At 68.2% G+C, this 9,422-nt stretch carries 8 protein-coding genes and 1 tRNA gene; 7 read left to right on the plus strand and 2 right to left on the minus strand.

Annotated features, from left to right (window positions below; all coding sequences use genetic code 11):
* Positions 1-39: 39 nt before the first annotated feature.
* On the minus strand, positions 40-570 hold the full coding sequence (locus tag ACNJ7E_RS34035; protein WP_005243092.1) for a YbhB/YbcL family Raf kinase inhibitor-like protein: 531 nt from the start codon (positions 568-570) through the stop codon (positions 40-42).
* Positions 571-604: 34 nt separating this feature from the next.
* The gene (locus ACNJ7E_RS34040; protein ID WP_105416290.1) at positions 605-1,957 is read right to left on the minus strand and encodes a M20/M25/M40 family metallo-hydrolase; all 1,353 of its coding nucleotides are present in this window, start codon (positions 1,955-1,957) and stop codon (positions 605-607) included.
* A 111-nt stretch (positions 1,958-2,068) separates the two neighbouring features.
* On the opposite strand from ACNJ7E_RS34040, the gene ACNJ7E_RS34045 reads away from it, so the two are divergent.
* The 7 genes from ACNJ7E_RS34045 to ACNJ7E_RS34075 form a co-directional block, all read left to right on the plus strand.
* A tRNA-Leu gene (locus ACNJ7E_RS34045) sits at positions 2,069-2,154 on the plus strand.
* Positions 2,155-2,226: 72 nt separating this feature from the next.
* Complete coding sequence (locus ACNJ7E_RS34050) at positions 2,227-3,681, plus strand: SDR family oxidoreductase (protein ID WP_105416292.1); 1,455 nt, start codon at positions 2,227-2,229, stop codon at positions 3,679-3,681.
* 105 nt (positions 3,682-3,786) lie between these two features.
* Positions 3,787-4,203, plus strand: a complete 417-nt coding sequence (locus ACNJ7E_RS34055) for a universal stress protein (protein ID WP_280780027.1) — start codon at positions 3,787-3,789, stop codon at positions 4,201-4,203.
* Between the two features lie 76 nt (positions 4,204-4,279).
* Positions 4,280-4,684 (plus strand): DUF2784 domain-containing protein, encoded by a 405-nt coding sequence (locus tag ACNJ7E_RS34060; protein ID WP_280780026.1) that lies wholly within the window; start codon positions 4,280-4,282, stop codon positions 4,682-4,684.
* A gap of 35 nt (positions 4,685-4,719) precedes the next feature.
* Positions 4,720-5,964 carry a saccharopine dehydrogenase family protein gene (locus tag ACNJ7E_RS34065; protein WP_280780025.1) on the plus strand — a complete coding sequence of 415 codons (1,245 nt, stop codon included), beginning with the start codon at positions 4,720-4,722 and terminating at the stop codon, positions 5,962-5,964.
* Positions 5,965-6,226: 262 nt separating this feature from the next.
* Positions 6,227-7,192 carry a sulfite exporter TauE/SafE family protein gene (locus tag ACNJ7E_RS34070; protein WP_280780024.1) on the plus strand — a complete coding sequence of 322 codons (966 nt, stop codon included), beginning with the start codon at positions 6,227-6,229 and terminating at the stop codon, positions 7,190-7,192.
* A gap of 134 nt (positions 7,193-7,326) precedes the next feature.
* Positions 7,327-9,422, plus strand: a 2,096-nt coding sequence (locus ACNJ7E_RS34075; protein WP_418339175.1) for a malate synthase G, incomplete at its 3' end; no start/stop codon positions are given.

A 9,422-nucleotide genomic window follows, 5' to 3' on the forward strand; every position in this document is an offset into this window, starting at 1 on the left:
GGATTCGCCGGCCACCTGTGTCTTTCCGGAGCTCCCGGGCTACTGCTCGTACGTCCCCTGGATCTTCGCGCGAGCGATCGCATGCGAGAACAGGTTGAAACCCAGGAACGCCGGCGTCGAATCGGCCGTGACCCCGTCGAGGGTCTCCACGTCGAGCGCGTGGACCACGAAGATGTAGCGGTGCGGACCGTGTCCTTCCGGCGGTGCCGCGCCGAGGAAGCGACGCAATCCGGCGTCGTTCTTCAGCGTGATCGCACCGCTCGGGAGCCCGGTTCCGTCGTCGTCGCCTGCACCGCTCACCAGCGTGGTCGTGTCGGCCGGAATGTTGGCGACAGCCCAGTGCCAGAATCCGGACGCCGTCGGCGCGTCGGGGTCGTACACCGTCACCGCGAAGCTCTTGGTCTCGGCGGGGAATCCCGACCACGACAGCTGCGGTGAGTTGTCGTAGCCGCCGGCGCCGAAGATTCCGCTGACCTGTTCCTTGTTCAGCGGCTGCCCGTCGGTGACGTCGGTGGAGGTCAGCTCGAAACTCGGCAGGTCGGGAAGTGCCTCGTACGGGTCGTGTGACATGCGTTTCCTCTCTTGTCGCGTATCGGTTCTCGGATCAGCTGTGGAGCAGAAAATGTTCCAGCACGCGTGTACCGAACAGTAGTGCGTCGACCGGTACCCGTTCGTCGACACCGTGGAACAGCGCGCTGAAATCCAGGTCGGCGGGCAGCTGCAGCGGAGCGAACCCGAAGCACCGGACGCCGAGCTTCGCGAACGCCTTGGCGTCGGTTCCACCCGACAGCATGTAGGGCACGGTCCGGGCACCGGGATCGTGCGCGAGGATCGCGTCGTTCATGGCGTCGACCAGATGCCCGTCGAACGTCGTCTCGTAGGAGTCGAGTTTCGTGATCCATTCACGCTGGACGTCGGGTCCGATGAGCTCGTCGACCGTCGCCTCGAACTCGGCCTGCCTGCCGGGCAGGATTCGGCAGTCGACGACGGCCTCCGCGGTCTGCGGGATGACGTTGGCCTTGTAGCCGGCCGAGAGCATGGTCGGGTTCGCGGTGTCGCGCAGGGTGGCGCCGATGATGTTGGCGATGGTGCCGAGTTTCGCGAGGGTGCCGTCGAGGTCGGGCGACTTCGGGTCGAAGTCGAGTCCGGTCTCCTCACCCGCCGCTGCGAGGAATTCGGCCACCGAATCGGAGATGACCAACGGGAAGGTGTGCGCACCCAGCCGGGCGACTGCCTGCGCCAGGATGGTGACGGCGTTGTCGGTGTGCAGGAACGAACCGTGCCCGGCCCGGCCCTTGGCCGTCAGCCGCATCCATCCGAGGCCCTTCTCGGCGGTCTCGACGAGATAGAGCCTGCGGTCGGTGCCGTCCGGTCGCGGAACGGTCAGGGAGAAACCACCGACCTCACCGACCGCTTCCGTCACACCCTCGAACAGGTCAGGGCGATTCTCGACCAGCCACTGGCAGCCGTACTTGCCACCGGCCTCCTCGTCGGCGACGAAGGCGAACACGAGATCGCGGGGAGGAACGATTCCCTCGGCCTTGAACTGGCGGGCCACCGCCAGGATCATCCCGACCATGTCCTTCATGTCGACGGCGCCGCGACCCCACACGTATCCGTCCTCGACGGCTCCGGAGAACGGGTGGACGCGCCAGTCCGCCGGCTCGGCGGGAACGACGTCGAGGTGGCCGTGCAGCATGAGGGCGCCGCGGTCGGGGTTCGACCCCTTCAGCCGCGCGAATACGTTGCCGCGGCCCGGTGCACCCGACTCCACGTACTCGGTCTCGTAACCCACTTCCTGCAGCTGGGCCGCCACCCACTCCGCACACTCGCGTTCGCCCTTCGTCGTGGCGAGCTCTCCGGTGTTGGACGTGTCGAAGCGGATCAGTGAACTGACGAGATCCACGACTTCGGCTTCGGCGCGACCCTGGCCTGGGGTTTCCTGTGTAGTTGGCACTCCACTTTCCTACCACCGCAGCAGCGGAAACGCTCAGGTGAGAGGGGCGATTTGGGCCGTGGCGGTTCATCGGTTAATCTTTTGCAGCACCCAGGAAATGGGGGCAAGCAAGTCCGAGTGGCGGAATGGCAGACGCGCTAGCTTGAGGTGCTAGTGTCCTATTAACGGACGTGGGGGTTCAAGTCCCCCCTCGGACACTCTGAGTTGAGACAGACGAAAAGGCCCCGGTTCATCGAACCGGGGCCTTCTTCGTGAGAGGGCGAAGTTCGATGGGTGAAACAACGACGACGATCGATCCGTCGGAGCTCGAGATCTGCTTGAAGGTTCTCGATCAGGCGGCGGAACTCGACGACGCGGATCCCGATTCCGTCACGGTCCAGCGCGCCGTCGGTCACCTCTTCAAGAAGTTGAAGAAGCGCAGGCGGATCGCGGCCCGCGACGCCGTCTCCGAGGCCGACCGTCAGGTCGTCGCCGCCACCGCCACGGGTTCCCCCGATCGGATCGACGACGAGACCGCAGGCATCCCCCTCACGTCGAACGCCGACGGGGCGTCCGCGGGCACCCTGATCCGGCCCCGCCCGTGCTACATCTGCAAGCAGCGGTACACCCGGGTCGACGCCTTCTACCACCAGCTGTGCCCCGACTGCGCGGCCAAGAGCCGCGCCAAGCGGGACGCGCGCGCCGACCTCACCGGCCGCCGGGCGCTGCTGACCGGCGGCCGCGCCAAGATTGGCATGTACATCGCGCTGCGGTTGCTCCGCGACGGAGCCCACACGACGATCACGACACGCTTCCCCAACGACGCCATCCGCCGGTTCAAGGCGATGGAGGACAGCAGCGAGTGGATCCACCGGCTGCGCGTCGTCGGTATCGATCTGCGCGACCCGGCGCAGGTCGTCGCGCTGGCCGACTCCGTTGCCGCGCAGGGCCCGCTGGACATCCTGATCAACAACGCCGCGCAGACGGTGCGACGCTCGCCCGGCGCCTACAGCGCGCTCGCGGATGCCGAGTCCGGTGCCCTTCCCTCCGGCGACCTGCCCGACGTCCTGACGTTCGGCAAGACGAGCGACGCCCACCCGGCGGCACTCGCCGGTTCACTGTCCGACGTGTCCGCGATGGCGGGCGCCGCACTGTCCCCCGACGCGGTGAGTTCGCTCGCCCTGGTCGCGAAGTCGGCATCCCCCGATCGCATCGACCAGGGTCTGGCGATCGACGCCGGCGGACTCCTGCCCGACCTCGCGCACACGAACAGCTGGGTCCAGACGGTCGAGGAAGTCGACCCGATCGAGCTGCTCGAGGTGCAGTTGTGCAACTCGGTCGCCCCGTTCATCCTCGTGTCCCGGCTGCGCCCCGCGATGGCGGCGGCAGGCGCCCGCCGCAAGTACGTGGTGAACGTCTCCGCGATGGAGGGCCAGTTCAGCCGCGCCTACAAGGGTCCGGGGCATCCGCACACCAACATGGCGAAGGCCGCGCTGAACATGCTCACCCGCACCAGCGCCAAGGAGATGCTCGAGGACGGCATCCTCATGACCGCGGTGGACACCGGGTGGATCACCGACGAGCGGCCGCATTACACCAAGATGCGCCTGGCCGACGAGGGTTTCCACGCCCCCCTCGACCTCGTCGACGGCGCCGCCCGCGTCTACGACCCCATCGTCCAGGGCGAGCAGGGCGTCGATCTGCACGGCTGCTTCCTGAAGGACTACGAGCCCTCACCCTGGTGATCGAACACCGCTCGAATCCGCCTACGAGAGCATCGACACAGCCGGAGCACTCTCCGGCACGGGGATAATAGGGGTCGTACCGATACCTGCAAATGGAGGCGCTTCATGGCGATAGCCGTTGTCCACCGAGACAGCCCGGAAGGCCGGGCGGCCATCGTCCACGCCGCCCGCGAGGCTGTGCAACGACGGGAACAGCTGCTCGTCCTCCACGTCCTCGACGACGACCCCGGGCAGGACGCCGAGTCCGACCGGTCCGCCTTGCGCGCCGAGATCCAGGCGACGCTCGAGGGCGGCGGGGTCGGCGAGTCGTCGTGGGAACTGCGCACCAACGAACACGACGGAGATCAGGTGAGTGCACTGTGCGCGCTGGTCGACAGCAGCGGTGCGGATCTGCTCGTCGTGGGTACCCGGCGCATGTCCCCGATCGGCAAGTTCCTCCTGGAACGGTGGCTGCAGCGCCTCCTGCTCGAGGTCGACATTCCGATCCTGGTGGTCAAGGAAGACGTGCGCAGCACCGCCTGAGCCCGTTACCCGGCGGACCCGGCCGGGCGACGCCTACGATGGCGTAGGGGGAACTTCGGATGTCAGGGGTGCATCGATGGGGAACGTCTTCTTCGAGGTCGTCGCCGACGCCACTGCCGTCGCGCACCTGATCTTCATCCTCTACGTCGTGTGCGGCGGGTTTCTCGCCTGGCACTGGCCGCGCACTATCGCCCTCCACCTCGCCGCGGTGGCCTGGGGATTCACCGGCCTCCTCGTCGGCATCGACTGCCCGCTGACACATGTGGAGAGCTGGGCCCGGGTCCGCGCCGGGCAGGACCCACTCCCCTCGTCCGGGTTCATCTCCCACTACCTCACCGGGGTTGTCTACCCGGAATCCGCCGCGGGAGCGATCCAAACTCTCGTCGCGCTCGGTGTCGTCACCTCGTGGGTCGGCTACGTCGTCCTGCGGCTCCGCACCCGGATACCCCTCACACCCACCCACCCCGGTACCGGAGTCTGAACTCACCCTTCCCTACCGCCGAGTAGGGTCGTGCCATGACAGACAGCGCACGTGAATTGGATCTCGTCGTCTACGGGGCCACCGGCTTCGTCGGCACACTTCTCGCCAACTATCTCGCACAGCACGCCCCGGACGGCGTGCGGATCGCGCTCGCGGGGCGGACAGCCGCCAAACTCGAAGCGGTGCGGTCCTCGCTCGGTCCGCGCGCGGCGCAATGGCCCCTCATCGTCGCGAACTCCGACGACGCCCCGTCGCTCGCAGCCCTGGCGGGACGCACCCGGGTGGTCGCGACGACGGTCGGGCCGTACGCCAAGTACGGACACGCCCTCGCGTCGGCGTGCGCCGAGGCGGGCACCGACTACGTCGACCTCACCGGAGAGGTGCTGTTCGCCCGCGAGAGCATCGACGCCAACCACGATCGGGCCCGCGAGACCGGCGCCCGGATCGTCCACTCCTGCGGGTTCGACTCCATTCCGTCCGACCTCGGGGTGCACGTCCTGCACGAGAAGGTCCGGGAGGACGGCGCCGGCGAACTCACCGACACCACCCTGGTGGTCACGTCCGTGCGCGGCGGCGTCAGCGGCGGCACGATCGATTCGCTGCGCACGCAGGTGGACGTGTCGAAGAAGAATCCGGCGTCGCGGCATCTCGCGGCTTCGCCGTACTCCCTGAGCCCCGACCGCTCGAAGGAACCGGACCTCGGCAAGCAGTCCGACATGAGCGTGGTCAACGGCGAGGACATCGCACCCGGCCTGAAGGGGTGGAAGGCCCCCTTCTTCATGGGCCCCTACAACACCCGGGTCGTGCGGCGCAGTAACGCGCTCCGCGACTGGGCCTACGGTCGCGAGTTCAAGTACCGCGAGGTCATGAACGTCGGAAGCTCCCCGATCACACCGGTGATCGCGGGTGCGGTGGCGGCCGGCCTCGGCGGGTTGATCGTCGGAATGGCCCTCCCGCCCACCCGGTACGTCCTCGACCGCGTTCTGCCCTCACCGGGCGACGGCCCCAGCGAAGAGGCGCAGCGCAAGGGCCACTTCACCATCGACGTGTACACGACCACCACCACGGGCGCGCGCTACACGTCGCGGGTGAAGGCGAAGGGCGACCCCGGATACAGCGCCACCGCGGTGATGCTCGGCGAATCCGCGCTGAGCCTCGTCCTCGGCGGCGATGCATTGCCGGATTCGGCCGGTGTCCTCACCCCCGCGACGGCACTCGGCGACGTCCTGGTGACACGGCTGCGCGACGCGGGCTTCGAGATCTCTGCGCGAAAACTGTGAGCGGTTGGGCGCGTGTGAAGATGACACGCGCCCACCCCTCCAGCTAGTGTCGAGCCTTGTGCGCGGACGGCCGCGCACGCGACGAGAGATGTGGGAGTCCGAGTGAACGGCACGAGCGCGCAGGCAGGCCCCGCGGCCTCGCTCGCCCTCATGCCCTTCTGGCCCTCCCGCCGAGGCCATGCCTTCGACCAGGGATGTTGCTGACCAGCCTGCTCGCTGGTCTTTGCTGCCCTGACGGTTCGCTCTCTCGGTCGGAGTCTCGATGTTCAAGCTCTTGATTTTCACGCTGGTCGGCGTGGGTGCCCAGCTGGTCGACGGCGCTCTCGGCATGGCCTTCGGCGTGACTGCGACCACCCTGCTCGTGTTCAGCGGCGTCGGACCGGCACACGCCAGCGCAGCAGTGCATTTCGCCGAGGTCGGCACCACGCTCGCCTCCGGCGCGTCGCACTGGCGGTTCCGCAACATCGACTGGGCCCTCGTACTGCGCCTGGGTGTCCCCGGCGCCATCGGTGCGTTCCTCGGTGCGACGGTGCTGTCCCAGTTGTCGACGGCCGCCGCCGTCCCCGTGACGTCGACGATCCTGCTGGCGATCGGTGTGTACGTCCTGCTCCGCTTCTCGATCCGCCCTCCCGCCGTCAACGACGCCCGGACGTCGCCGCACACGGCGAAGTTCCTGTCACCGCTCGGCCTGTTCGGTGGATTCATCGACGCGAGCGGCGGCGGCGGCTGGGGGCCGATCACCACCAGCACGCTGCTCTCGCGCGGCAAGACCGCACCGCGCACCGTCATCGGTTCGGTCAGCGCGTCGGAGTTCCTGGTATCCGCCGCGGCCAGCATCGGATTCATCTTCGGTCTCGGCAGCGACTTCTTCGACAACATCCCCATCATCGCGGGGTTGGCTCTCGGCGGCATCATCGCCGCCCCGCTCGCCGCCTGGCTCGTCAGCCGGGTGCCCGCGACCCTTCTGGGAACCGGTGTCGGCGGCATCATCATCATCACCAACGCGCAGAAGCTGTTCAAGACGTTCGACGTCGCCGGCGTCGCCGCCACCCTCGGGTACCTCGCTCTCGTTGCGGTGTGGGCCGGACTGCTGGTCGTCGCCTGGCGTCGTTCGCGTCTCAGCGCGGCAGAGGCCGCAGGCGATCTGCACCGGATCGACGCCGAGAACGACACGCCCGTCGAGTCGGAGGCCCCGTCCCTCGAGCCGTCCACCGGCGAGAAGGCCTGACCTCACTTCCCGCCCTCACCTCGGGGCACACCTCCGCAGGGCATCCGGCCCACCGCATCCTTACCAGCGGGTAACATTGGCTGCGGTTCATGGCACCCGTCCGGTGCTCCAAGTGCGGAACAGTGAGGCATTTCATGACTGAGCGTGTTGAGGTCGGCGGTCTGCAGGTCGCGAAGGTGCTCTACGACTTCGTGAACGAGGAGGCGCTGCCGGGGACCGGGGTGGACGCCGACGGGTTCTGGTCGGGTGCGGCCAAGGTGATCGACGAGCTGGCGCCGAAGAACAAGGCCCTGCTCGCCACCCGCGACGACCTGCAGGCCCGGATCGATTCCTGGCACCGCGACCGGGCCGCCGCCGTGATCGACCCGGCCGAGTACCGGGCGTTCCTGACCGAGATCGGGTACCTGGTGCCCGAACCGGCCCCGTTCGCGGTGTCGACGGCGAACGTGGACACCGAGATCACCTCGACCGCCGGCCCGCAGCTGGTGGTCCCGGTCCTCAACGCCCGCTTCGCGCTGAACGCCTCCAACGCGAGGTGGGGGTCGTTGTACGACGCCCTGTACGGCACCAACGCCATCCCCGACGACGGCGGCGCGCAGGCCGGTGCCTCCTACAACAAGGTCCGCGGCGACAAGGTCATCGCCTGGGCCCGCACCTTCCTCGACACCGCCGCCCCCCTGACGACCGGGTCGCACGCCGACGCCGCCCGCTACACCGTCGACGGCACCGCCCTGACCGTGCAGCTCGCCGACGGCACGATCACCGGCCTCGCGGAGCCGGGCAAGTTCGTCGGCTACCTCGGCGACCCGGCCGCCCCGACCAGTGTGCTGCTGCGCAACCACGGGTTGCACGCGGAAATCCAGATCGACCCCACCTCCCCGATCGGCCAAACGGACGCGGCCGGGGTCAAGGACGTGGTGCTCGAGTCCGCGGTCACCACCATCATGGACTTCGAGGACTCCGTCGCCGCCGTCGACGCCGACGACAAGGTGATCGGCTACCGCAACTGGCTGGGCCTGAACCGCGGCGACCTGACCGAGGAGATGACCAAGGGCGGCAAAAGTTTCACCCGCCGCCTCAACGGCGACCGGGTCTACACCGCCGCGGACGGGTCCGAGCTCACCCTGCACGGGCGGTCGCTGCTGTTCGTCCGCAACGTCGGGCATCTGATGACCACCCCGGCGATCCTGCACGGCGACGGCACCGAAATCCCCGAGGGCATCCTCGACGCCCTGATCACCTCCCTGTGCGCCGTCCACGGACTCAGCACGGGCGATCAGACGGGGCCGTTGGTCAACTCCCGCACCGGGTCGATCTACATCGTCAAACCCAAGCAGCACGGCCCCGACGAGGTCGCGTTCACCACCGAACTGTTCGGCCGGGTCGAGCAGGTGTTGGGGCTGCCCGCCAACACCCTCAAGGTCGGCATCATGGACGAGGAACGCCGCACCACCGTCAACCTCGCCGCCTGCATCCGGGAGGCGTCGGAGCGGGTGGTGTTCATCAACACCGGGTTCCTCGACCGCACCGGCGACGAGATCCACACCTCGATGGAGGCCGGGCCGATGATCCGCAAGGCCGAGATGAAGAAGCAGACCTGGATCACCGCCTACGAGGACTGGAACGTCGACACCGGTCTGGCCTGCGGGTTGCAGGGGCGGGCGCAGATCGGCAAGGGCATGTGGGCGATGACCGAGCTGATGGCCGAGATGCTCGAGCAGAAGATCGGCCACCCCAAGGCCGGCGCGAACACCGCATGGGTGCCGTCCCCGACCGGGGCCACCCTGCACGCCACCCACTACCACCAGGTCGACGTCGTCGCCGTCCAAAACCGGCTGACGGGCACCCGGCGGGCCACCCTCGACGAGATCCTCACCATCCCCCTCGCCCCGAACACCGACTGGTCCGAGGCCGAGAAGCAGGAAGAACTCGACAACAACTGCCAGTCCATCCTCGGCTACGTGGTCCGCTGGATCGACGCCGGCGTCGGCTGCTCCAAGGTCCCCGACATCCACGACGTCGCCCTGATGGAAGACCGCGCCACCCTCCGCATCTCCTCCCAGCTGCTGGCGAACTGGATCCGGCACGCAGTGGTCACCGCCGACCAAGTCGTGCAGTCGCTGCAACGGATGGCCCCGGTCGTGGACCGGCAGAACCAGAACGACCCCACCTACCGGCCCCTGGCCCCCGACTTCGACACCAACATCGCCTTCCAGGCCGCGAAGGAACT

The organism is Rhodococcus mengyinensis (assembly GCF_048381435.1).
GTDB lineage: Bacteria > Actinomycetota > Actinomycetes > Mycobacteriales > Mycobacteriaceae > Rhodococcus_F > Rhodococcus_F opacus_D.